This window comes from Bremerella sp. P1, from assembly GCF_028748185.1.
Lineage (GTDB): Bacteria > Planctomycetota > Planctomycetia > Pirellulales > Pirellulaceae > Bremerella.
Genome location: NZ_CP118164.1, coordinates 268,178 through 294,591, shown reverse-complemented (window position 1 = coordinate 294,591; position 26,414 = coordinate 268,178). Strand labels below are relative to the sequence as shown.

The following is a 26,414-nucleotide window of genomic DNA, read 5'->3' as shown; positions in this document are numbered from 1 at the left end:
GAATAACGGAAGGAGTTACAAGAGCTACCGCTTGCGTCTGATGGACATCCAAAATCGAATAGCCAACGACAAACTTGGATACTTAAGGGGCCAAGTTGATCGGGCGGAATGGTTTCTGTTGTCAGGACCTTAGTGTCCTGCGCTCGAACGGTCCGCGTACGATTATTCCGGACGTATTAGGAATGTCGGCCGTCAGGCGTGTGCCGGTTAAGCAAAAAGCAACGTGCAACCCGTATAAACGGAATTCTCTAACTAGAAACGAGTCAGATTGAGAAGATGGGTGGTCTGCGGAGAGTTTAACGGATGAGGCCGGTGAAACGGGTTGTAATGGAAGTCGAACTGATCAAGCTCTGCAAATCTTAGGAATCACCTTACCTAATATTGGGAACGGAAAGCCTTGTCTTTCATACTAAAATCTAACGAGGGCAACGATTAGAATGTCGCCCCCATCGACCGTAGTGGCAGCACACCTCCGGGAATCATATTAGTTTGGATACGAATCAACAGACCTTGGAAGCACCCCAGGCGGAAGAGACGAACAAGCCGGAAGCTCCGAAACGGGGCGCTCCTCGCAAGTTTCGTGTGAATCCATTGGGCTCGGCCTATTCGCAGGTAACACGCTCGGGCCTCGCACGCTTTGTGGCGAAGTTGCCGTTGATCGATCGCTTCGAAGAACAACTGAAAGACCTCTCGGATCGCGACCTGCGTAAATACAGTCTGGGCCTGCGACACCGGGCCAAGAGTGGCGAAACGCTGCACAAGCTGCTGCCTGAGGCATTTGCGTTGGTCCGCATCGCTGGCGCTCGCACTTTGAATATGCGCCATTACGAGGTGCAGCTGATCGGCGGGATGATCATGTTCAATGGTTCCATCGCCGAGATGGAGACCGGTGAAGGGAAAACGCTTACCGCGACCCTGCCAACCTATCTTTACGCGCTTCCTGGCAAGGGAGTGCATGTGGCCACGGTGAACGACTACCTGGCCGCTCGTGATGCCGAGCTGATGATGCCCATCTATAAGATGTTGGGGATGAGTGTCGGCGTGATCGAATCCCAGATGTCCTCGCCAGACCGGCGAAAAGCTTATGCGTGTGACATTACTTATGGGACTTCCAAGGAATTTGGGTTCGACTTCCTGCGAGATCGGCTGCTGATCCGTCAAACACGGGAACAAGGCCTTGGCGTGCTGGGGCCGCTGCTAGCGGGCAAATCCGAGAAAAGTGAAGAGCCTGTTCAACGAGAGCACTTCTTTGCTCTCGTGGACGAAGCGGACAGTGTTTTGATCGACGACGCCCGAACGCCGTTGGTGATCAGCGCAATCCCTGGCGAGGCGGAAAAAGTCGCGGTGGCTTGCCATCAATGGGCAGCCAAGAGCGAAGCGGAATTCGAGGAAGATCACCATTACGAATACGACCATGACAAGAAGTCGGTCGAGCTGACCGTTACGGGGCGATTGCTGGTCCGGCAGATCCCCAAGCCAAAGCTGTTGGATACGGTCGGACTGGTTGATCTGTACGACTATGTCGAACGCGCCATCAAGGTGAAACGCGACTTCCACAGCGGACAGCACTATGTCATCCGAGATGGGGAAGTCGTGATCGTCGACGAGTCGACAGGCCGTATCGCGGAAGGCCGCAAGTGGAGCTACGGCATCCATCAGGCGATTGAAGCCAAAGAAGGTGTTGAGGTGACGGTCGCCACGGGGCAAGCCGCCCGAATCACGGTTCAGGACCTCTTCTTACGCTACCGGCACCTGGGCGGAATGACCGGTACGGCCTCGAGTTCCAAAGGGGAATTCAAGAAGATTTATAAGCTAAATGTGATTAAGTGTCCGACCAACCGCATCCCGCAGCGAAAACTTTGGCCCGATCGTGTGTTCGGAAATGGCGATGCGAAGTGGGCAGCGATTGTGGATGAGATTCGCGAGATCCATTCGCAAGGACGACCTGTGCTGGTTGGTACGCGTACGATCGAAAAGAGTGAGCATCTTTCTAAGCTGTTAGAAGAGCAAGGCATCGAACACGAAGTCCTCAATGCTCACCAGGTTGCCGTCGAAGCCGACATCGTTTCTCGTGCCGGGCAGCCAGGAAAAGTAACCGTCGCGACGAACATGGCCGGTCGCGGTACCGACATCAAGTTGGGAGATGGTGTCCACGAATTAGGTGGGCTTCACGTCATTTGTACGGAGCTGCACGACTCGGCTCGAATCGACCGCCAGTTGGTTGGGCGTTGTGGTCGTCAGGGAGACCCCGGCAGTACGCGGCAGTTCATGGCCTTGGATGACGATTGTTTGCTGGTTGGCCTGGGGCCGTCACGCTACAAGAAGCTGGTCGCCTATGGAGAAGAGCGGCTGGGCGAGTTGCCAGGCTATTCGAAGCTCTTCCGTCGAGCCCAGCGCAAGATCGAGAAGAAGCACTTCAGCGACCGCAAGGTTCTGCTCTATCACGAGAAACAGCGCAAGAAGATGCATCGCGAAATGGGCCAGGACCCTTATCTGGATTCGCCAGATTAACCAGAATGATGCAGTTTCGAGACAGATGGAACGAAGTCACCCACTGGTCCGTCGAACGTTGCGTTTTATTATCTAAATGGCAGCACTGCTTGTAAGGTTTCTTACCGTAACTTCTTGTCAGATAGTGAACAAACGACCGGCGGGTCGTGTAGAGTTCTTCGACGATACGACCCGTGCAACCCTTACATCCCGCCACCAGGCTTCCCTCGTTGACACCTTTTCAGCTTTCAAGATTTTCGATTTTCACCTCCCTTGTTATGGTGAGACGTAGGATTTTGCGATCGCGAATCGATCGGCCTCTAACCTTAAATTCCCATTATGAATAGTCCCGGCATGTCCACAGAGCCCTCGTCCGTGAATCCCGAGACCCTCGAAAGCACTAAAAAGCAGATTCGAGGTCTGATTCAGGAGATTGCCCAGCTTTCCAAACGGGATGTCCCTCCAGAGGATTATTTCAAGGAAGTCTTGCCCAAAGTGGTTTCCGCTTTGGCTGCCGTTGGTGGTGCTGCCTGGATCTACGACGAGCAACGCCGGCCACAGCTCATTTACCAAATCAATCTTGCCCGCGGCCTGGTCGATCCCAAGAGCGACGAAGGTATTCGACACCTGCGTTTGATCGAATCGATGTTCAAGGGTTCCGAAGCCCAGTTACTGGCACCGCAGTCGGGCGGCGCCGAAGAGAACTCGGCTGGTAACCCGACCAACCAATTGTTGGTCGTCGCCCCCATTCAGGTTGAAGACAAGGTCGAAGGGGTCATCGAGATCTTCCAGCGACCGAACTCGGCCCCCAATAGCCAACGCGGCTATCTCCGATTTCTGGAGCAGATGTGCGGGCTGGCAACCGACTGGTTTAAGACACGAAAACTACGCGACTTCTCCGATCGCCAGTCGCTTTGGTCGAAGATCGAACAGTTCAGCCGCGCGGTTCACGAAAACCTGGACCTGCGTCAAACGGCCTATACGATCGCCAACGAAGGTCGGCGTTTGATCGGCTGCGACCGCGTTTCGGTTGTCTTGCGTCGCGGCCGCTGGAAGGTCGAAGCCGTCAGCGGACAAGATGTGTTCGACTCGCGGTCGACCCAGGTGCAACTGCTGGGCAAGCTGGCCTCGCGCGTCATTGAAACAGGCGAACCATTCTGGTTCAGCGGACAGACCGAAGACCTGTCCCCACAACTCGAAGCGGCGGTCCACGACTATGTCGATGAATCGCACACCAAGACTATTGCCGTCATTCCGCTGCGTCGTCCGGAACATGCGACCGACAACATGAAGCGGGAAGAGGGTGAAGAAGAACGCCAATACCAAGGCGAGATCCTCGGTGCCCTGGTTGTCGAGCAGATTGAAGACAGCTCGCAGCAGGAGGAGTTCTCTAAAGGGGTCGAACTGATCTCCGAGCACAGCAGCCGTGCGTTGGCCAATGCGATCGACTACAACTCGATTCCGCTGACGCCAGTTTGGCGCTTGCTGGGTAAGTCGAAGGTCTTGGTCACCGCTCGTAATTTGCCCAAAACCGTTTTAGCGGTTGCCGCGGCTGCGGCGATTATTGCCGCTCTGTTTTTGATTCCGGCTCCATTCAAAGTCGCCGGTGCCGCAACGCTCGCGCCGGTTGTCCAGCGCGAAGTGTTTGTCAGTGTCGAAGGCGAAGTAATTGAAGTCCCTGTCGACCATGGCGATCCGGTCCAGCAAGGCCAGATGGTTGCCCGTCTGCGAAACACCGAGCTCGAGCGGCAGTACAAGCAGTACACCGGCGATCGTGAAAAGATCTTGTCGACCATTCAGGCACTCGAGTTCCGTAAGCGTCGTCCGGAAGTGATGCGAAATGCGGCGGAAGCAACGCAGTTGACCATCGACCTCGGCCAGGCTCGTCAGAAGTACGAACACCTGGACGAACAGGTCGCACTCATTGAAGAGAAGATGGCTCGCCTCGATGTCACCAGCCCGATTAATGGCGAGATTGTGACTTGGGACGTGCGGGACAATCTGATGCAGCGTCCCGTTCAGCCGGGCCAGGTGCTGATGACTATCATCGATCCGACGCAGGACTGGATCCTGGAAATCCGCATGCCGGAAAAACGCATTCAGCACATCCAGTACGCTTTGGAGCACCAGCAAGACTCAGAAGCCCTGGAGGTGACCTATATCATGGCCAGTGACCCTGGTCGGCAGCTCACCGGCACCGTCACCGAGATTCAACGCCTCGCTCAACCGGACGAGGAAGAAGGTCAGATCGTCAAACTGAAAGTGGCGATCGACAAGCAAGATATTCAGCATCTACGAGCGGGTGCCACGGCAACCGCTAAGGTCCACTGCGGAACGGCTCCGCTGGGCTACACCTGGTTCCACGAGCTGTTTGAATTCGTCGAATCGCGAGTTTTGTTTTAACACGGCATCGATTCGATGCGTTCATTCCATGCTTTATCGGCCTGCAATGAGAGTGCAGGATCCATCATCGCACGAGGTAAGAAACCCATGTCCAAGTCTGTGATTCTATCGGTTGCCACTTTGCTACTGATTGCCGGACACGTTTCCGCTCAAACGTCCGCGACGCCTGGCCAGGTTGTCGTCGAACGCTGCCTGGTGTCGTTGATCGACGAAGTCAATGTTCCCGCTCAGGAAACCGGCGTGCTGATGAAGATTCCCGTCGAGCGAGGCGACTACGTGACGGTCGGAACTCAGATCGCTCAAATCGATGATTCCCTGCCGATCAAACAACGCGAGATCGCCAAGCTGAAATGGGACAAGGCCACCGAGCAAGCCACCAATAAGGTCGACATCAAATACGCCGCCAAGGCAGCCGAAGTCTCCAAGGCCGAGTTCGACCAACTGGAAGCCGCCAACAAAGGCGTCAAAGGTGCGATCGCCGAGATCACCATTCGCAAAGCCCAGCTGCAATGGGAAAAAGCCTTGCTGCAAGCCGAACAGGCTGACATGAACTTCAAGGTCGCCGGTATGACTGCCGGAGAAGCACGAGCCGAAATGGAAGCGGCCGAAATGATCATCGACAAGTGCAAGATTACGTCCCCGATCGAAGGGATTGTGGTTCAGAAGTACCGTCACGAAGGTGAATGGGTCCGTCCAGGTGATCCTTTGATGCGTGTGATTGGCCTGAAACGCCTGAAGGTCGATGGTTCGCTAAACGCGGACCAGTACACGCCAAGTATGGTGATTGGCAAGCCGGTCACTGTCACGGCTGAAACGCCTGGCGGACCGACCGAACTTCAAGGGACGATCGTTTTCGCCAGCCCTGAAATCGATGCTACCGGGAATTTCGATTTCACCGCCGAAGTGAAGAACGAACCAGCGGCCAATTCGAAGATGCTCTTCCCTGGGGATGTGGCCGATGTGACCCTTCACCTGGATCGTCCATCGACACTCAGCGCTAACGTTGAGGGCAATCGCAAATAAGCGTTGCCACGATAAGCTTACGAACCCCCTTCCCCGCCCCGAGATTTCGCATTGGTCAGTCTTCAAGACAGTTTGGTTGCCAGTAGCAGTCGTCCACTGCCACTGCGTGCACGTCCAGACCTCACCGCCCGGCAGCATACCTACCAGGGCCGTGGTTACTGGGTTGTGAAGGAACCAATTGGGCTGAACTACTTCCGCTTCCAGGAAGAGGAATACGCCATCCTGAACATGTTGGATGGCAAGACTTCTCTACAGGAGATCAAAGAGAAGTTCGAGAAAGAGTTCGCCCCACAGAAGATCAGCTTCACCGACCTGCAGCAGTTCATCGGAACCTTGCATCGCAGCGGGCTTGTGATCACCACGGCGATGGATCAAGGTCGGCAGCTGAAAGTCCGACGTGACGAGCGGAAGTGGAAAGAGACTGTCCAGTTGATGTCCAACATCCTGGCCGTCCGCTTCAAAGGGTTTGATCCCGATCGTCTTCTAACGGCGCTTAATCCGTATACACGCTGGTTCTTTACGTTTCCGGCGATGATCATGGTGCTGCTGTTTTGTGCGGCGGCCGTCACACTGGTGACCGTGCAGAACGATGTGTTCCGCAGTCGTTTGCCGTCGTTTCAAGAGTTCTTTGGTCCCTCGAACTGGTTGCTGTTGGGTGCGGTGTTGGCCGTAACCAAGGTGCTGCACGAATTTGGCCACGGACTTGCTTGTAAACGGTATGGCGGCGAATGCCATGAAATGGGTGTCATGTTCCTGGTGATGACACCGTGTCTGTACTGTAATGTCTCCGACTCGTGGATGCTGCCTAACAAGTGGCATCGCGCGGCGATCGGTGCGGCGGGGATGTACGTTGAAGTCTTCCTGGCCTGCATTGCGACGTTTATCTGGTGGTTTAGCGAACCGGGTTTGCTGAATCACTTGGCGCTACAGGTGATGTTCGTCAGTTCGGTGAGTACGGTGATCTTCAATGGTAACCCCCTGCTCCGTTACGACGGTTACTACATCCTGTCGGACATCATGGAAGTTCCGAACATGCGTCAAAAAGCGAGCAGCGTTCTGCATCGCTACATGTCGAAGTATTGTCTGGGGATGGAGCTTCCTGACGACCCATTTCTGCCAGAACGTAACCAGTTCTTTTTTGGCCTCTACACCGTCGCGTCGAACGTTTATCGGCTCTTCGTGACCGCCTCGATCATGCTCTTTTTGAACCAGGTCTTTAAGCCGTACGGCTTGCAGGTCATTGGGCAGATGATCGCGCTTGCTGGTATCTACGGTTTGGTGGTCATGCCTATTTTTCAATTGTGCAAGTTCCTGTATGTCCCTGGGAGAATGTCACAGGTGAAGCGGAAGAATGTTTTGATCACCGCCTCGGTCGTGGCAGCGGTGATCGCGGGAATCGTGTACATTCCCGTCCCCCAATGGGTAAAGTGCCCGGTAGAAGTGCAACCGAGAAACGCCGAAAGCGTCTTCGTGGTCGTGCCAGGTCAATTGGAAAGCATGTTGGTGACGCCTGGTCAGCAGGTCACTCGCGGTACCAAGCTGGCTCGAGTCACGAACCTCGACTTGCTTCTGGAGCTTTCCGAACTGGAAAACGAAGAAGAGCGTCTGCAGCTGCTTTCCGATGCCCTCAACAATCAACGACTTCGCGCCGAAGAAGGTGGTGAAGTCGAACAGACTTATCTGGAAGTCATTCAGCAGCTCAAGTCGGTTCAGCAACAGCTCGAAAAGAAGCGTCAGCAGGTTGCATTGATCGACGTGCCTGCTCCGATTGATGGGACCGTGTTCCCGGTTCCCGATAAGAAAGAGCGTAGTGCTGATAACGGCATGCTACCGGAATGGTCTGGTTCGATCTTTGATGAGAAGAACCAAGGAGCCAACCTGTCCACGAGCGACGTCGTTTGCCAAATTGGAAACGCCGATGACATGGAAGCCGTGCTCTACATCGACCAGGATCAGATTGAATTGGTGAATCCTGATCAGGAAGTCGCCATCAAGCTCGATGCGTTTCCCGGGCGAACGTTCAAGGGACGCATCGCTGTGATGGGTAGCAAAGAGGTCGAGTTCATTCCGCCGGCTCTCAGCACCCAGCAAGGCGGCGAACTGCCGGCCATTACCGATCAGGAGTCAGGACGGCTTCGTCCCCAGAGTGCCACCTTCCCGGCTCAAGTTCCTTTGGACGGTGTCGAGGAAGAATTGAAGCTGGGGATGCGAGGCCGGGCGAAAGTCTGGGTTCAGTGGGAACCGATGGGAAGTCGCTTGTGGCGATACATTTCCCGAACGTTCCATTTCTACCTGTAGTCGCCAACTTGCGCAAAGCCTCGATCTTTCTTCCAGTTGTTTCGGTTTTGATGGTTAGGTCCGGTTGTCGCCACTTATTCATGTGACAAACTAAGCATTGGCCATCTCGAACAGTCGATGGCCCTGACTAAACTAGCCCAATACCTTCACGGTAAACATTAAATCCTAAGGAGATAATCTACATGTCGGACGCCCCTGAAAACCCAGGTCAAGCTGCCCCAGCACCTAAGCAAGTCGAATTGGACGAAACCGGCGCGATCGCTTGTTACGCTAACTTCTGCCGCGTGACCGGCACGCCAGAAGAGCTGATCATTGACTTCGGTTTGAATACTCAACCGATGGTTCAGTCGCAGGAAAAGATCAAGGTCCAGCAGCGAATCATCCTCAACTATTACACCGCTAAGCGGATGTTGGGTGCTCTGCACATGGCCGTCCAGCGTCATGAAGCTGCCTTCGGTACGCTCGAAACGGACATCCAGAAGCGAGTGATTCCATCCGCCCAACGTCCGGCCGAATAGTCTCGATTAAGTACGTAAACCTAAACGCGGAACGGCCTTGGCGGTTCCGCGTTTTTTTATGCGCAAAACGGGAACGCAAGCGGGCGGTCGAGCGTCCAAGGCACTAAGGGAATGTCTACTTAGAGGGTTTATAAGCGGAACTTCACTGGAAAGTATCCCTGCCCCAACTACCATAGAAGTTCGACTCCGCGCTTGCGTAAATTGACTAGATTAACTGTCTTGGCGCCTGTCGGACTAAGTGCTTCCCCTGCTCAAAATCCCACTGGTGACCCGTCATCTATGTCCGTCGCTGATCCTACTATCTTCATTGCCACCTTCGTTGTGATCGGATTGTTGCTGGCCGTTTCGGTTCTAGCTGCCATCCTGTTGCGGGCGAATCGGCTCCGCCCTGCGCCCTGCTCAGCCGGCAAGCGACGTCGAAGCCAGTGGAAGGTTCAAGGCCAACAGCTGGAATCGCGACAGCTTCTCGACGCGGCCATGGGCAGCGAGGCATTGGCACTCGAGGGCGAGTCCGTAACGGTTGACGGTGTCACCTATGACAACGTCGACATGAAGGCCCTGGCCAAAGCGATTGCGGATAGTGGAGCGATCTTTTTCGGAGCGGATTGGTGTCCGCACTGTACCCGTCAGAAAGGCCTCTTTGGCGAAGGGTACAACGATCTACCGTTCGTCGAGGTGACCAATCCGAATCACACGCTGAATCAAATCGGGATCGATAACAATATCACCCAATTACCCACCTGGGTATTCGCGGACGGTACGCGAGTTGTTGGTGTGCTCGAAATCGAAGAGCTTCTCGATTACACCGGCGTCACCATCCCCCAGGGCGAGCCCTTGTACTTTGAAGAGATCCCTGATCAAACCGGGCTGATCTCGGGGCAGTCGTATCATATCGCCTTGGATGGCTACTCTCCGTCCGGCGAGCCGTTGACGTACACCGTGACGTCTTCGTCAGGAGACGTTATCGCTACGGTGATGCAGGGCAACAAAAGCCTGCGGATCTACACGAGCCGATACGGGACGATGGAGTTTTACCTGTTCGAGAAGGAAGCCGGACGGGCAACTTCACGAATCATCGAACTGGCCGAAAGTGGCTTCTACGATGGTATCACGTTTCACCGAGTTTACGAAAGCTTTGTGATACAAGGTGGTGATCCGAATGGAAACGGAACGGGCGGATCGTCTCTCCCGAACTTCGACGATCAATACAATCCCAACCTGCGGCATAACGGCACCGGCATCTTGTCGTATGCCAAGTCGGTGGACGATAGCAACAACTCGCAGTTCTTCATCATGGAAGGGATTGCCCCGCACTTAGATTTCCAGCACAGCGTCTTTGGATTTCTGACCGAAGGGGAAGTCGTCCGCGAATCGATCAGCGGTACCTACACCGGTTCGGGCACGACGCCTCAGTGGAATGTCGTCATGGACGAGGTGACAACCTTTATCGACATGGAGAATGGTGTCCTGCGATTGAAGATTCCTGATGGGGCATCGGGGACGGAGTCCATTACCGTTACGGTATCCGATGGGCAAGGCAACACACTAAGTCGGTCGTTTGACGTTACGTACGCACCCAACGCCAACTACAGCTCGAATCCTTTTCTGTCGTTCATTCCTGATGTCACCATGACTCCCGGTGGTAGCTATTCGTTTCAGATGAATGCTACCAATCTGGATGGGGATGATCTGATTTTCTACGACGAGTCCGACTTCGATCCGCAACAGCACTACATCCCTGCCACCGCTCCTAACGGGCTCGTTTATTCGGTCGATAGCTCCACGGGTTTGCTTCAAATCAACGCGAGTGCTGGACTGACGCCGGGCGTCTACAACATTGTCGTGGCTGTATCGAATGACCTGGGTGGCGAAATCATCACAGGCTCGCTTGACTACCAGGTGATTCAAGTCACCGTGGCAAATCGTCCGGTATTGAACCAGGATTCTGTCGGCTTGAATGAAGACGAATCGGTGACCTTCAATCCGTTGGCAAATGATACCGATTCCGGAACTTCGCTCGATCCCGGAACGCTGAACTTCTTGTCTCAGCCAGCGGTGGGTGAACTGACCGTCGATCATGCGACAGGCGACGTCACGTTTACGCCCCCTGCAGATTTCAACGGGACCGTTTCGTTTCAGTACAACGTGGCGAACAATTTCGGGCTCTTCGGTACGCCTGCCACGGTGGTCCTGACCGTGGCTCCGGTCAATGACGAACCCGAAGCATTCGACGATGTATTCCTGGCCGATCGAGATACGGCCACGCTCCTGCCGGTTCTTAAGAACGATGATAAGGGAGCCCCTGGCGAAGAGAACTCTTCGGTATTGATTACCCTGGCATCCAACGCCACGGCAGCCGGCGGAACGGTTGTGGTGGCTGGTGACAACGTGCAGTATACGCCGGCGGCGAACTTTACTGGTACCGATACGTTTACTTACACGATCGATGACGATGGCATGGAGTCGACTGCCACGGTCACGGTCGACGTGCGTGATGTTTCCAACTTCACGATCTCGGCGGTGCAGGATGCGACGGATACCGGCGGCGACAGTATCGTCGATAGCCGACCGCAAAGTGATGAAGTAATTGGCGAATGGGATTCGTTCTGGGTGGAAGTCTGGGTCACGCCTGATGGTACCGGCGGCGATACCATCACGGCCGCTTCGACGACTTTGAACTTTGATCCATCCATGTATCAAGCAAGCTCGATTGTTTTTGATACTGGTTTCACATCCGAGTCGGGTTCCGGCGTAAACAATGGTTCGGGTACTGCGACGATCAGCGTATCATCCACAGGCGTAAGTTTGAACTCAGGGGAGCGTATCCGCCTGGGAAGGATTCTGTTCACGCCGGTTGCCAATGGACTGGATGCTCCTGTGGTTGGTGGAACACTGGGGATCGATTTCAGTAGCTTCCTCACGTCGATGACAGGCGCGTCGTTGACCGTCGATGGCGTTGGTGTGATTGGTAGCCCCACAACAGACGTGGACCTTCCGGTGCATTTGCTGCCGATGGTTTACGACTTGAATGACGATGGCCGTGTTGGCATCGCCGATTTCAGCGTATTTATCAGCACCGTCGGAAATAGCAATTCCAATTCGTTCATTGACTTCGATTTGACAGGCGATGTTTTGGGGAGCGGGTTCTCGTTTTTCCAGACGGCCTTTGGTGATACCTATGACGGCGTGAGTAACGGGTTCGTTTGGTCTCCGGCATTGCTCCAGGCGGCGATGAGCAACTCGATTCTCGTATCGAATGTCAACGCTGCTGGCGGTGCAGATTCTCTCTTGGCCGAAGACGTTGACGTAATCACCACTGCCCTGCCGCCTGTGGTGATTAACTCCAGTATCACCAGCGACACGAACGCCGTGACCATTCAAATCGTCGACTTGCCAGGTAGTCAGTTAGCGTCGACGATCGGAAACACGATCTATCTCGATCATGACGCAGCCGGTTGGGGCTGGTTCGTCGATTCGACTCCGCTTGATTCGTCTGAATTCAGCTTGGATAGCCAGAGCGGCCGTTTGCTCGCATCGAGCACTTCCGCGGCTTCCGGCAAGGTCGACCTTCTGTCGGTCCTCTTGCACGAGTTGGGACACGTTGCTGGTCTAGAGCATTCGGCCGAGGGCCTGATGAGCGCGACCATCCTGCCAGGCGAGCGACTGATCGATTGGGATCAGGACACGTTTGAAGAGAGCTTCTACGTTTCGGCTGTCGATCAATTTTTCGGCAGCGAAGAAGACTAAGCCAGTTCAAGCATGACGCCGCCAGGCTCTTACCTCGGCGGCACCGTCACTCGTGGTGAGCTTGATTAGAAGATCGTGATCACGTCGAAGCCGATCGTGAACTGGTTCTTGGACGTGCCGTTGTCATAAGCACCGTTGATGCCTGGAGCGGACAAGTCGCTATAGTCCCAACGGGCTTCCGGTCGCAGGATGAACCAGGAGTTCGGATGATAGTTGGCACCCAGCGTGACCTCGTAGTAATCGCCGCCGCTGGTGATGTTGTCATTCGGCAGACCGAAGACTCGGGCGTTGTCGCGATCGTCGAACCACTCGAAGCGAATGCCCAAGTCCAGGCATGGATCGACGGTGTAGTACAAGTAGTTCGAGATGCCAAACCAGGTTGCCTGGGCTAGATCGTTCGAGGTGTTCAGGCGAGCGTTTTCTTCGACGCCCAAGTTGTGCTCCAGCACATAGGTCCAGCAATCGTTGATCCGTTGCTGGAAGACCAGGCTGTAGGTGGTGCGATTGTTCTGGCCGGTTGGGTCTTCACTTCCGGTATGCAGCGTGAAGCTCAACTTGGTCGCCTCGTGGGGGCTCACCCAGCGGAAACCACCCAGGAAGCCGACTTGGCCGTTGGGTTGCTCGAATGTGTTCCAGCCACGGGTAATACCACCGTACCAGGTCATGCAGGAAGAGGTTGGGTAGCTCGCCAGGATACCGGTGTGCGTGAATGGTTCTCCGTACTGCATCATGTAAGAATGCGTGTAGAAGAAGTTCTCAGGAGCCATCACCGACTCGTAACCCATGATGGTATAGAAGTGACCTGCTTTCAGATTCAGGCCATTTCCCCACGGCACGTTGGCTTCCAGGTAGAACTGTGGCAGAGCGATACCGTACAAGCCGGCGTTGCCAGCGTTACGTGGACCGGTGCTACTATTCCACTTTTGAGAGTTGTCGTCGTACGTTTCCAGGCCGGTTGCCTGAATGAAGTAGTAGTCGGTTCCATAGAGCACATCGACGCGGCCGCCGAGGTCCCATGAACAGGCATCCTGACGAACTTCTCGTCCGAACGACAGGTAAAGCTGATTCATCATGTACTCGTTGGCCTGATCATTGAAAATCAGGGGGCCGTTGGTACCGGCGGGGCCAATAAGGCCGCCATCAGCATTGGGATTACCTGTGAAGCCTTGTTCTAACCAGCCATTGAAGAACCACTGATCGCACAGGTTCCAGCATGGCGCCGCGCAGACGCCAGCACATTCAACACAGCCGGAGCCCCCGCAGCAAGAACTAGAAGGCTCTACCATCATCTCGCCCGCTTCTAACGAGACCAGGGATGCTGGCATGAGAGCCGACGCTTGCTCGACTTGGCTGCCGGCGCGCAGAACTGGTTCCGTAGTGCTTGTTTGGGCAAACACGGGGGAAGCCAGGACAGCTCCGATCAGGCAAGTGCAGGCGACGATCTTGTTAATATAAGTGCTTTTCATGGCTGCTAATGCCGGCCAGGGGGCCGCGCAAACCTTTCAGGGGCGATTCTACAAATCGTATCAGTCGTATCGGAATTCCCGACCCGCCCAGTTGATACGAATTGAATCGATTTGCGCGATTATTGTGCCAGCAGTAGCAGCGTCGCTGCTGGCATCCATGGCGAATGCCCTGTTTGCCTGAGGCTTGGCCTCAGGTTTAGAAGAACAAGATGACATCCACTGAGAAGGTGTACATGTCGTCTTTCATGAAGTCGTTGAAGACACCGTCCGTGCCAAGCGGGTTGAGATCAGACCAGTCGTACCGTGCTTCCGGACGAATGAGGACGTGGTCGCAAGGCTTCCAGTTGGCTCCCAAGGTGATGTCATAGTAGTTGCGGCCAGAAAACAACACTTCGACAGGAACCTGTTGAATACGCCAGTTGTCTTCGTCACAAAACCATTCGAAACGACCACCAAACGAGAGCTGATCGCTCCAGCGATAGTAGAGGTAGTTTGTAAAGCTGTAGAACTGGGCTTCCTCTGCGGCAAACGAACTGTTCAGGAACGCATCGTTCTGAACGCCATAGTCGTGTACCAAGGCGTAATCCCAATTGCAGCCGAGCTTACGAGTGTAAGCAATCGTGTGCGTGTAACGGTTCTGGTTGCCGGTTGGATCTTCGCTGCCGGTATGCATGGCGTACGATATTCCGGAAACGCCATTGGACCAGCTCGTACCCAGCAGAAAACCATAAGCCCCGTTGATATTCTCAAAGTTGTCCCAACCGTTGGTTATACCCGCTTGGATGGAAAGGCGGTCGGTCGGGCTATACGAAGTTACAAAGCCCGTGTGAGTCTTGGGGTTACCGTAAACGTAGCTATAGCTGTGCGAGTAGAAGAAGTTCTCAGGAGCAGGCACCGTTTCGTAGCCCAGCAGCGAGTAAAAGTGCCCGAACTTGGCCTTCAAGCCGGAACCAACCGGGATGAAGGTCTCGGCGTAGAACTGGGGAAGTGCCAAGCCGTTGAGGGCTCGCGTATCGCCATCTCGCGGCCCTTGGCCGTTCCATTTGCGGGAGCCATCACGCTCTCGTTCCAGGCCGTTCGATTCCACCCAGAAGTAGTCCGTTCCGTAAAGCACGTCGACTCGGCCGCCGAAGTCCCAGCTGCAGCAATCCTCGTTGACGTTCTTTCCGAAGGTTAGGTAGATCTGGTTGAGTTGATAGTCGTCAGCACGATCGTTGAAGCCCAAAGGGCCATTGAAGTTACTGCCAGGATGGTCGGTGTTTGCGGTGTATCCCTGCTCGAGCCAGCCATCAACGAACCAGTCTCCCGAGCAGCATTGGTCCCAGCATGTTCCGCAAAAGCCCTTCTCGCAGCTATCGCAGTTGGTTAGTTGCATTTCGATCGCTTGGGTAGCAGCCGCTTCATTCGCGGTCGACTCCGCATACAGAACGGGAACAACTTCTAGCTCAGTGTTCTGGACCTCGGATTGGAAGAAGTCCTGAGCAGGGAGCTGAGTTGTGTTGAGGCCTACGATCAGGCCGCCGATTGCCAGGGTGGCAGTCGTCAGGCGACGGAGCATGTTTCCCATTCCTTGTACTCAATTCCCGACGCAAAGCGTTTGGGAAGCGGGTGAAGTACAACGTGTCGTGAATTCCGTTGGCAACGATCTTTCGCGATGTTGGCAATATCCGTGTGAAATTGAACGGATGCGTTGTCCGTATTGGATTCGGTTTCCTGGCCATCAAAAGTTTGACGGAAGTACCGGATATCACTAGGTTTACTTCTTATTGGCTGGAAAAGTTGACGCAGACTGCCCATCTTGAAGTCGCCTCTTTGGGGAAGCCAGGACGCCGTTGCGGCTGGTTAGGCAACTCGCGGTATTGCTGATGACCTGCACAACCTTGCTGATCGTGTGGCTTGGCGAGTGTGGGTATCCCCGTCCAACGGCATAAGCGCAACAACTTGGCAGTAAAGTCGCTATAACTGACAAAGGCTCTATCTGTCCTGTGTATCCTATTTTGCCGTCACGGCTGGCTGAGAGAGCCGGCAATGCGATGTAAACCCAGAAATAATAAGTCGTTGCAGAGAGTATTGGGTGGATCTGGAGGCCCTCTTTTAGCCACAGAGCGTAACGCTTAGCTCGGAATTGACGCGTTGCATGGGCAAAATGGCGAGAATGGGCAATTAGAATGCTGGTAATTCATTGAATTTGATACAACCCCTGATTTTAATGGAACTACCTGATCCGAGCATTCCTCTCTAATCCAGGTGGACTGTCTGTTCAGAACACGGAGTCTCAAGGCTAGGCTCACCCCCTTCTCCCTAGTCTTCGTAAACCCCACTCTCCACTTAAGACTGCAAACCGACCATTCCCCGGGAACTTTGATTGGCCGTTGGTGCAAAGTATGAAAAACACTACTCTCGTTCGTAAACACTCTCTCGCTTCCAATAAGCCGCGCAAAGCTATTCGCGGTAATCGCAGCATGCGATTGGAAAGCCTCGAGATTCGCGATCTGCTCGCCGCGAATACGCTCGACTTCGTCGACAATCTCGAAATCGCATCGCCCGGCGACACGCGGGACCTTCAACTGGAAGTTGACGCTTCGTCCGGCACGGCCATCGTCGCCCTTCGCATTCAGGGCACCAGCGGTGACCTGGATCCCGCGGTACCGCTCGTATTCATTCAGGATACGGACCGCAATAATCCGGCCAATCACGTACCACTGATGCAGTCCATGGCCGACTCCAATGGCACCACTGATAGCGTGGTGCTTTTTGAGGTTTCGGCAGGATCAAATTTCACGATCGAAGTTGGGGGAACTTCGGGATCGGGTGGGTTCCTGGCAGAGGTCATGCTATTCGGTTCGACCGACGCGGACGGCTCCGTTTCGGAAACGGAGTACATGCAAGCGGTCGCCGCCGAACTGCAAGCACGCGGTGCTGGCAATCACAACACGGCTGCCTACTTCCAATCGGTTTACGGTATCGACTTCAACACGTCGCAGTACAACGCTGCCTTCGACGCCAACCTGAATGGCCAGATCGATGGCTTCGAAGTTGGCTACGTTGAATCGAACATGGGGGGCGCGCCGGTCATTCTCGATCTGATCGGTGACAACGAAGCACCGGCGGTTGAAGCTGCCGTCGTCGACGATACCGGCTTGTCGCCGACCGACAACATCACCAACGACACGACTGGTATCAGCGGCACGATCACCGACTTCAGCAAGATTGTCTCGGCACAAGTTTCCATCGTAGGTGGCAGCGGCAGCATCGACCTGGCCAATCCGGCGACGGTTGGGACCATTGAGGACCTGAACCAAACCGACAATGAAATCACGTTCACGCTAAGCATTGTCGACCTGGATTCCCTGCTCGCTTCTGGCACGGTCCTTAACAACGGTCCCTTCACGCTGGAAGTCACGACAGAAGACGAACTGGGTAACACCAGCATTACGCCATTCCAGTTGGCATTCGAGTTTGACACGATCGCTCCTCTTGCCCCAGCCACACCCGATCTAGTCGCCGGTAGCGACACGGGCGACAGTGACTCGGACGATCTGACCAACGATACCACGCCAACGTTTACGGTGATCGCGGAGCCTGGTTCTAGCGTCACCTTCTCTTCCAATATCCAGACCTTCACTGATGGAAGTACGGTCATTGCTGATGGTAGCGGTCTGGCGACGTTCACTCCGACGGTGAATGATGGATTGGCCGAAGGTACACATCAAATCACAGCCACTGCGACCGACACCGCTGGCAACGAAGGTCCCTCATCATCCATTCTGACGATCGAGATCGATACGCTCGCGCCGGCTGACGTCGCCGGAATTGTGTTGGATAACAAGAGCCTCAACCCCAACCTCACCGGAGACGACTACGCTGAGTTCAGCGGAACGACCGAACCGAATGCGAAGGTTGAAATCCTCGACAGCAAATCGGCGGTCGTCGCCACGACCACGGCCAACGGCTCGGGTGACTTCAGCTTCGTGATGGGCGACGGTATCACGTTGGCACTGGGAGAAAACAACTTCACCTTCGTGGCTACGGATGCGGCTGGTAACAGTTCGGGCGCAACGCCATTCACCGTTTTCAGCAATAATTCACCGACGATCGACGCCAGCACGCTCTTTGTCGACGAAAACTCGGTTTTGGGGACGTCCGTTGGCTCAGTAACGGCGGATTCTGAAGACGGATCGGGCGATGTATTGACCTATGCCATCACCGGTATCGATGCAGGCTACGAAGGCTACTTCAACATCGACCCGAGCACCGGCGAAATCCAGGTAAGCAAGACAGCCAATTTAGATTTCGAGGACAAGAGTACCTTCACGGTCGAGATTCAGGTCACCGACAGCAGCGGCGATGGTTTGGGTGGCGCGGGCTTGACGACCAAGCAGAACATCACGATTGAGGTGAACGACGTCAACGAAGCTCCCGTCTTCGATCAAACTCCGTTCATGCTGAGCGTTCGAGAAGACGCCACCGTCGGAACGACGGTGGATGGCGGTCCAATTTCTGCCACGGACGAGGATGCCGACGACGATGCCCCTGGCGACCTGACTTACACCATCGTGGGTGGAACGGGTCAGTCGTTGTTTGAAATCGACGGCAGTTCTGGCGATGTCACCGTGAAGACGGGCGCTAGTTTTGACTTCGAAACGACCAACTCGTACACGTTGGAAATCCAGGTAGAAGACAACCTGACCGGCGAAGTCGGCTCGGTGAATAAGGTGACTCAGACGGTCACCGTGGACGTGATCGATGTTAACGAAGCTCCTGTGATTACCAGTGGAGCTTCAGTGGATGTCGAAGAAAATAGTGCGAACGGTAAGGTCGTCACCACGATCTTCGCCACCGACGTTGACGCCGACGACCCTCCCTTCCTGTTTGAAATCACCGGCGGAAGCGGTCAAGGCATCTTTGATATCGATAGCGCGACCGGCATAATCACCGTTATCGACAAGAGTTCGCTCGACTTCGAAGGTGGCACCACGTCCTTCGAGCTGTACATCAAAGTTTCCGACAACCTCAACGGCCTAAACCTGGGTGAAGTCGGAATGGTGCTCGACGATGAGTTCACGCTGACCATCAACGTGACCGACGTCAACGACGCCCCGGTTGCTGTCGCTCCGGGCGGACCGCTGCAGATCAATGAAAATGCAGCAGCAAGCACTGAAGTGACGGTCGACGGCATGGTCGTCGCCAATCTGCAGGACTACTTCACCGATGAAGACGCGTTGGACACGCTCACCTTCTCGATCATCGGTGGAAACAATGGTGCTTTTGCTATCAGCGGTGACAATATCATCGTAGCCGATTCGTCGAAGCTCGACTTCGAAACGCCTGGGCTGGATGGCTACACGCTGACCATCCTTGCTCTCGATGACGGCGCCGTGATGCTGGGGGCTCTGCAAGATATTGATATCAATGTCATCAACCTGAACGAACTGCCGATCATTCCTAACGACAAGATCGAATTCCCGAATATTTCTCTGCTCGATGTGGACGACGCGGGGGATGTTTCGTCGTTTAGTCTCGATCTTGGCTTGATGGATCCAGAAGGTGACACCCTCACTTACTCCATTGCCAAGGATAAAGATGGTTTCTTCCAACTGAACTCCGATGGGACGATCTCGCTGCTTAAGGCATTGACGCAGGGTGATCTCGGGATGGATGGTGAGGAAACGTTCACCATCGAGTTCACGTTTGACGACGACAACACGCTGCTCACAGATACCCCCGGCATCAATATGGGGCCGTTTGACATTGAAATAACTGTCACGGATAACGATGCCCCGGTCTTTACCACGCCGATAGGAGACACCTTCCAGATCGATGAGAACGTCGATGGCCTTATTTCGGTCCCGAATGGATCGAGCCTGACTCCTTCGCTCGTTCTTTCGGCAACCGATACCGAAAACGACCTGTTTACGTTCACCTTGGAAGCCAACGCTTCGTTCCCCAATACTGGCTTGGTTGGCCTGTTCGAGTTGGTCCTGTTGGACGACATGGGCAACGGTGACCCGAACGATGACACATACGAACTGGTTGTTGCCAATGCCGCCGGCCTGACGTTTGACAACGTCAACTCGCTGGGTGGGATTGGCGGTGAGTTTGATATCGACCTGGTCGTGACCGATGCCGTGGGCCGATCGAGCACTAAGACGATCACCATCCAGGTCAACGACAAGAACGACCGCCCAACCTTCATGGCCCCGGCTGGACTGAACGTCGATGAATTCGTCGAAACGAAGACCGGTTCGCTGGGTGCCGAACAAGACGATGTCGTCTACACGTTGAGCGGTGCCTTCGCCGATATCGACGCTGCTGCGAGCCTCAGCTACAACATCGATGCTGCTGTGATCACTGGAACTTCGACCGATGTCTCCGGTGCATTTAAAATTGTCGGCGGCGAAATTCAGGTCGACATGGCCGAACTGCTCGACTTCGAGGGGCTGACTCCTGCAAGCATTACGTTGACGATCACCGCTGACGACAACCAAGGCGAAGCCAACAGCACGGTGACCGGCGATATCACCATCGCCATCAATCCACGCAATGAGCTCCCGATCTACACGTCGCCAACCAGCGCGTTTGAGGTCCCGTTTGTCGATGTCGATGACGAGTTCATTGCCACGCCGGTTAGTCTGGGGAACATCTCCAGCATTCTGACCGCGACCGATCCTGAAGGCGACAATATTGAATTCGCCCAGGTCGCGATGACCGGTACTGGCTTCGAGTACTTCTCGCTCGGCACCGACGGAACGATCTCGCTGATCAAGAATGTCCCGGACGAAATGTTCGTGAATCAGGAACGTTTCTTCACGCTGACGTTTAACTACAGCGACGACAATGGTGCCAGCCTGAGTTCGGATGGCGATCTTGGGCTCGATCCAATCGAGCTGACGATTCGCGTCTTCCAGAACCCTCCTGCGACCTTCGACAATCCAGGTACCTACGACTTCTCGGTCAACGAAAACACCGGTACCGGCAGTACGGGCTTGCCGGCCGTTTCGGCAACCGACCCTGAAGGGGAAACGGTTACCTACTCCATCGACGATCCAACCGGAACGTTCGACATCGATCCGATCACCGGCCAGATCTCGATCATCGACAACACGGACTTGAACTACGAGGCCAATACCGAGATCACCTTCACGGTCTTCGCGATCGACGCCGTGAATAACATGACGCCCGAGTCGATCACGGCGACGATCAACAACGTTAACGAAGCGGTGACGATCACCAACAACCCTGGTCCATTCAGTATCGTCGAGGACGACATTAATGGCACGGCTGTGGGGACGGTGGCATTCAGCGATCTCGACACGACGATCGTCGATACATTCACCTTTGAAATCGTCAGTGGCGATCCGGACGGTGTGTTTGCCATCGATAGCAGTGGCAATATCACGATCGCGGATAACTCCACGATCGACTTCGAGAGCACCCCGTCGTACACGCTCGAAATCAAGGTGACCGACAACGGTGGCCCAACGCCAGGCTCGAACCTGATGTCCGATTCGCAGAAGTTCACCGTAGACGTGGGTGACGTCAACGAAGCTCCGGTATTCACCGGTGCAGACTTCGACCTGCCGATCGTCGATGAAAGTGTTCTCACAAGCACCGAAATCGGCACCATTGGAGATGCCTTCTATACGAAGTTTTTCTCCAACAAGGCCTTTGGTTTCCTCAGCCAGTATACCGATCCGGAAGGGGATGCACTTGAACTGACGATTGCCAACCAGGCCGCCATCGAGGCTTTGGACTATGTGCAGTCGATCAGCTACGACAGCGATCCGACCACGGGCGGTTTGACGATTACCTTCCTTCACTACGGGGTTGCCCAGGATCGCACGCCGTTTGAAGTGCAGTTCAACGCCGCTGAGGCCGCCGGCGATATGCTGGCCGCAGCGACTCCGCTGAATGTTGGTGTGGAAGTCACGAACCAGAGTGCTGTTGATTTCAAACTGATCCCGGTCAGCATGCCTTCGGATCCGGCCAATGCGTTTGTTGGTCTGTCGGAAGGGCAACTGCCAACCGGACTCACCCGCGTGGCGGACGGCCAGACCTTCACCATTGAAATCTGGGGTACCACGCTCGTCGGCGAGGATGACGTGACCCCGGGCAATGCCTGGATCGAAGGTTTCCGTAACGTCACCTTCAACATGAATTTCGATAACACGCTGCTGTCGACGACCAACGGCGATGTGGTCACTCCGATTCGTGTCGCTGGTTCGAGCGTCGTTGACAATGGTGCGGGAACCATCGAAGAATTCAACGCCTTCTTCGGCTTCGATCAACTTCCACTGGGAGTTGACTCCGAAGGCTACGACGGCGAATACGTCCGCTTGGGCTATATCAACTTCACCGTCAATGAAGGTGTCGATACCTCGGGGATGTCGGTGGACGATCTGTTGACCATCGACCTGAACGATGTCGGCACGGTGATTCAGCTCAATGGTGCCGACGACGAAGACTTGGATCCAGGTGCCGACGCCAACACCGATGCGGACTTCATTCCGCAAACCGAAGCGATTCAGGAAGATGTCGCCATTGCCCAGACGGTGATCGCCTATCCAAGCATCGAGGTGGTGGATGCCGTCACGTTTACCGTTTCCACGAACGACAGCAATGCGACGATTCTGATTGGTCCAACCGGCAGCACCATTGGTGGTGCCGAAGTGAACGGACAAGGTGGTGCCGGGATAGGCAATATCACGAGCCTTACCGGTTCGGTCTACGTGGTATTCAATGGTCCAGCCAACGCCCCGACCTCGATGGATATCATCGGTAGTGAATTCATCCTGTCGGATATTTCCGGGCAGAACTTCACACCGGGTATCCCGCCGACTCCGACCGGCGACCCGATCATTGGTGGAAGTGATCCAGCCAACTTCGGTTTGGTCGCTGACGTTCCTGTCGGCGGCGGAGCGACTTCAAACGTCAACGTCGCGGTTCGCGATACGGTGATCCGAATCGGTGGCTCGCCCTCGATCAGTCTGACCGGTAACGCATCCTCAGGAGGCGCGTCGTTTGACTCCAGCCTTACCGGCTTCGAGATCATGGAAGGCTTTGCCGATATTTCCTCGGTGATCGCGTCGCCCCTCTCTCTGACATCCGAACGTAACGATCTGGCCGGCAGCGATCTTCAGTCCACCGGTGCCGAGACTTCGACACTGGTATCCAATGTTGCCGGTACGGCCTACACGCTGACCTTCGATATCAGCCGACTGATCGATGGCGTATTCACCGTCGACGGAACGGCCATCAACGCCAGCATCCTGTATGATTCGACCATCGTGTTGGAAGCAGGCGGCGGTGTACCGCTGCAAGGTACGATCTTCGCCAAGGACGGTCAGCCGCTGGAAGATGGCTCAGGCGTCTTCGTGACGGTCAACAAGGACCGCACGTCGACCGATGCCAATGGTCAGGTTGCCGAACTGCCAGACAATGCCGACTGGGTTTCGGAATGGGACTCGGTGTGGGTTGAAGTCTGGGGTAACACGGCCGACGCTGCCGGCGTCTACGGTGGCTCGCTCGACCTGGCTTACAACACTGACTTGTTCACGGCGACCGAAATTGAATACGCTTCGTCGATGAACGTGAACCGCACCGGAATCATCGATGATTCCGCCGGCACGATCACCGGTTTGGGAAGCCAAACCGAGATGGGTGACCTGGGTAATGGCTCGTTTGTCTTGCTCGGTCGCGTCAAGCTCGAATCGCTGCCGAATGATGGGATCGATGTCTCGGTTGGCGGTGACCTGGACGCTGAATCGCTCGGCCTGGTGGCCTCCAACACCAAGGTGATGCTCACCAGCATCGGCATGGTGTCCCCAGACTTGATTGATACGGCTGACGTCGACGTTTGGGCAGTCGCTTACGACGCCAACGACGACGGTAAGATTGGCATCGCGGACTTCAACGCGTTCATCAGTGCTTATGGCAAGTCGACGCTGACGGCCGACAGTGCCATGAAGGCTGCGTTGGACTTCGATAACAACGGTCAGGTTGGCCTATCCGACTTCTCGGCGTTCATCGCCAACTATGGCAAGTCGAAGCAGAATGCCGGCAGCATTGTGTACCCAGAAACCTTCACTCAGATGTGGGTTGGTAAGGGGGTTGAGCTCAGCGGTCCTGACAGCCTGCAGGTCGTCTTTGACAAAGCCGTTGCCGACTGGCAAGAAGCTCTGGGTTGGGAAGAACCAATCGACGTCAAGCTGGTTGTCCAAGACTTTGGCGATGCCCAACTGGGTGAAGCCGAACTTTTGGGGCTCGACGAAAACGGACTGCCACAGTTCGGTATCTTGACGCTGGATGACGACGGTGCCGGTCTGGGTTGGAGTTCCGACTTGGAAGGTGGCCCTGCCGAAGGCCAGTACGACTTGTACACCGTGATCCTGCACGAACTGGGTCACTTGTACGGCTTCATGTCGAACTACGCCGGATTCGATGACAACGTCGTCATCGACCATGAAGGCAACCGCCTCTTCATCGGTGCTGACTTTGTCGCGGTTCTGGATGACTACGCCCATCACCTCGACTCGACCGAGCACATGGGCGATGTGATGAACGCCACGCTCGACCCAGGTCAACGTAAGCTGATTTCGGCTCTGGATGTCCAGATCCTCGAAACGGCCTACGCTTCGGCCACCGCGGGCCAGACCGTGTCCGGCGGATCGGCTGCTCTGCACGCTGAAGTGACCACCGAGTCGTTCGTTGAAGAAACGATCGTTCCGGTCGAGACCCAAAGCCCGGTATCGTTCGTGTTCGATAACGTGGTGGATGTCGAAAGCGTCAGTGGCCGTACCGGCTACGAAGCGGCGATCGCTCCGACCGTCTACAACGAACTGATTCGCAACGGTGTGCGTGTGACGACCTCGTCCTCCTCCGAAGTTCAACAGCAAATCGAAGAAGTCGACTCGGCCGTTGCCACCCTGGTGGTCGACGACTCGTCGCTGCTGCTGGCGGACTCGGTCGAAGACGGTGAATACTTCGCCACCGAAGATGACTCGACCAACGTCGACGATCTGTTCGCCGACTGGGATTTCAACTCGGATCTGGAAGGTTAATCGCTCGACGGAAGCGAATAGCCATCAAGATCGCAAGCAAGGGCCGCGCCTTCCCGGGGGCGGCTCTTGTTTTGCGCGCTGCAAACCTTTTCTGAACTTAGAGATGGGGAAAATCAAAGCCTCTCCATACTTTTCAGCTTGGCGCCTGGCTGTTAGGTTGTCCTCCGCATCCATCCCACCTCACTGATATCATCGTAGCGGAGCACAATCATGCTTGGAATCGACATCGACGCTTGCCGTAGTCGCCAGAAACGCTTGTTAAACGCATTGGAAAGCCAATCGCTGGACGCCATCGTCGTCACGCAGAACGAGCACGTCCAATGGCTGGCAGGCCCTCGCTACGATTTTAAGTTCTCCCCGGCGGCTGTACTGTTTGCCGATGGCCGCCTGGCGATGGTGGCCCCGAACGAAGCCCCCGAATCGGTCGCCGCGGATGACATTCGCACCTACGAAGCCCAGTGGCTATGCACGCTGCGAAACGATCAACGAGCCGCCTCGAGCGAGAAAGTCCTCGACATCCTCAAAGAGGCAGGCTCGATCAAGCGTCTCGGCGTTGAGTACTCCAGCTACCCCGTTCACGTGGCGAGCCAGTTCAGTGCCGAGCTGGTCGATGTCGAGCCGGAGATCTATCGTCAGCGCCGCAAGAAGGACGCCGACGAGTTGGCCAAGATCCGCATGGCCATCAGCGGCACCGAGAAGATGTACGAGAAGGCTCGCGAGATCATCTGCCCTGGTATTAACGAACTGGAAGTCTTCAACCAACTACAGGCCGCGGCAGTCATGCAGTTCGGCGAAGCGTTGACTGGTACCGGCAACGACTATGCCAGCGGCGAGATGGGAGGCCCTGCTCGCGATCGCCAGGTAGAAGATGGCGAGCTGTACATTCTCGACCTGGGGCCAGCCTTCCGGGGTTATTTCGCCGACAACAGCCGTGCGATCGCCGTGAATGGCAAGCCAACCGACGAGCAGCAGGAAGCCTGGACCTACATCATGAAGGTCTTCGCCCATCTGGAATCGGTTGTGAAGCCCGGTAAGAGCTGCAAGGAGCTGTTCCTGGAAGTTCAGGACATCCTGAAGGAAGCCCCGATCGGCGAGTTCCCCCATCACCTGGGACACGGAATCGGGCTCTACCCTCACGAAGCCCCGCACCTGAATTCCAGCTGGGACGATACGTTCGCCGTGGGTGACGTCTTTACCTGCGAGCCCGGCCTGTACGATGCTCGACTGAAGTTCGGCATGCGTCTGGAAAACGACTACCTGGTTACCGAGAACGGCATCGAGAACCTCTCGCCGTTCAAAATGGAACTGGCCTAGAAACGCCAACCTCCTGTCCCCTCGCCCCTTCGGGGAGAGGGTTAGGGTGAGGGGCGAAGCTGGTACTCGCTCTCGAATTCTCAAAGAGAAGAACC

At 55.3% G+C, this 26,414-nt stretch carries 10 protein-coding genes; 8 read left to right on the top strand and 2 right to left on the bottom strand.

Going from position 1 to position 26,414, the window contains the following annotated elements; genetic code table 11:
• The first annotated feature begins 489 nt into the window (after nucleotides 1-489).
• The 6 genes from PSR63_RS01210 (at nucleotide 490) to PSR63_RS01185 (ending at nucleotide 12,479) form a co-directional block, all read left to right on the top strand.
• Nucleotides 490-2,511, top strand: a complete 2,022-nt coding sequence (locus PSR63_RS01210) for a preprotein translocase subunit SecA (RefSeq protein WP_274330031.1) — start codon at nucleotides 490-492, stop codon at nucleotides 2,509-2,511.
• Nucleotides 2,512-2,844: 333 nt separating this feature from the next.
• Entirely contained in the window at nucleotides 2,845-4,893 is a 2,049-nt protein-coding gene (locus tag PSR63_RS01205; protein WP_274330030.1) for an HlyD family efflux transporter periplasmic adaptor subunit, read from the top strand.
• 87 nt (nucleotides 4,894-4,980) lie between these two features.
• Nucleotides 4,981-5,916 carry an efflux RND transporter periplasmic adaptor subunit gene (locus tag PSR63_RS01200; protein ID WP_274330028.1) on the top strand — a complete coding sequence of 312 codons (936 nt, stop codon included), beginning with the start codon at nucleotides 4,981-4,983 and terminating at the stop codon, nucleotides 5,914-5,916.
• Between the two features lie 51 nt (nucleotides 5,917-5,967).
• A complete protein-coding gene (locus tag PSR63_RS01195; RefSeq protein ID WP_274330027.1) occupies nucleotides 5,968-8,214 on the top strand; it encodes an efflux RND transporter periplasmic adaptor subunit in 2,247 nt (748 codons plus the stop codon).
• Between the two features lie 182 nt (nucleotides 8,215-8,396).
• Nucleotides 8,397-8,732 (top strand): DUF3467 domain-containing protein, encoded by a 336-nt coding sequence (locus PSR63_RS01190; RefSeq protein ID WP_274330026.1) that lies wholly within the window; start codon nucleotides 8,397-8,399, stop codon nucleotides 8,730-8,732.
• A 279-nt stretch (nucleotides 8,733-9,011) separates the two neighbouring features.
• On the top strand, nucleotides 9,012-12,479 hold the full coding sequence (locus PSR63_RS01185) for a peptidylprolyl isomerase (protein ID WP_274330024.1): 3,468 nt from the start codon (nucleotides 9,012-9,014) through the stop codon (nucleotides 12,477-12,479).
• 65 nt (nucleotides 12,480-12,544) lie between these two features.
• Here PSR63_RS01185 and PSR63_RS01180 read toward each other — a convergent pair whose 3' ends face one another.
• Together PSR63_RS01180 and PSR63_RS01175 are read right to left on the bottom strand one after the other, a co-directional pair.
• Nucleotides 12,545-13,945: a porin gene (locus PSR63_RS01180; protein ID WP_274330023.1), complete on the bottom strand. Its 1,401-nt coding sequence runs from the start codon at nucleotides 13,943-13,945 to the stop codon at nucleotides 12,545-12,547.
• Nucleotides 13,946-14,141: 196 nt separating this feature from the next.
• On the bottom strand, nucleotides 14,142-15,503 hold the full coding sequence (locus PSR63_RS01175; protein ID WP_274330021.1) for an outer membrane beta-barrel protein: 1,362 nt from the start codon (nucleotides 15,501-15,503) through the stop codon (nucleotides 14,142-14,144).
• Nucleotides 15,504-16,329: 826 nt separating this feature from the next.
• Here PSR63_RS01175 and PSR63_RS01170 point away from each other — a divergent pair.
• Both PSR63_RS01170 and PSR63_RS01165 read left to right on the top strand, forming a co-directional pair.
• The gene (locus tag PSR63_RS01170) at nucleotides 16,330-25,005 is read left to right on the top strand and encodes a cadherin domain-containing protein (RefSeq protein WP_274330019.1); all 8,676 of its coding nucleotides are present in this window, start codon (nucleotides 16,330-16,332) and stop codon (nucleotides 25,003-25,005) included.
• 210 nt (nucleotides 25,006-25,215) lie between these two features.
• Nucleotides 25,216-26,319: a M24 family metallopeptidase gene (locus PSR63_RS01165; protein WP_274330017.1), complete on the top strand. Its 1,104-nt coding sequence runs from the start codon at nucleotides 25,216-25,218 to the stop codon at nucleotides 26,317-26,319.
• The last annotated feature ends 95 nt before the right edge of the window (nucleotides 26,320-26,414 follow it).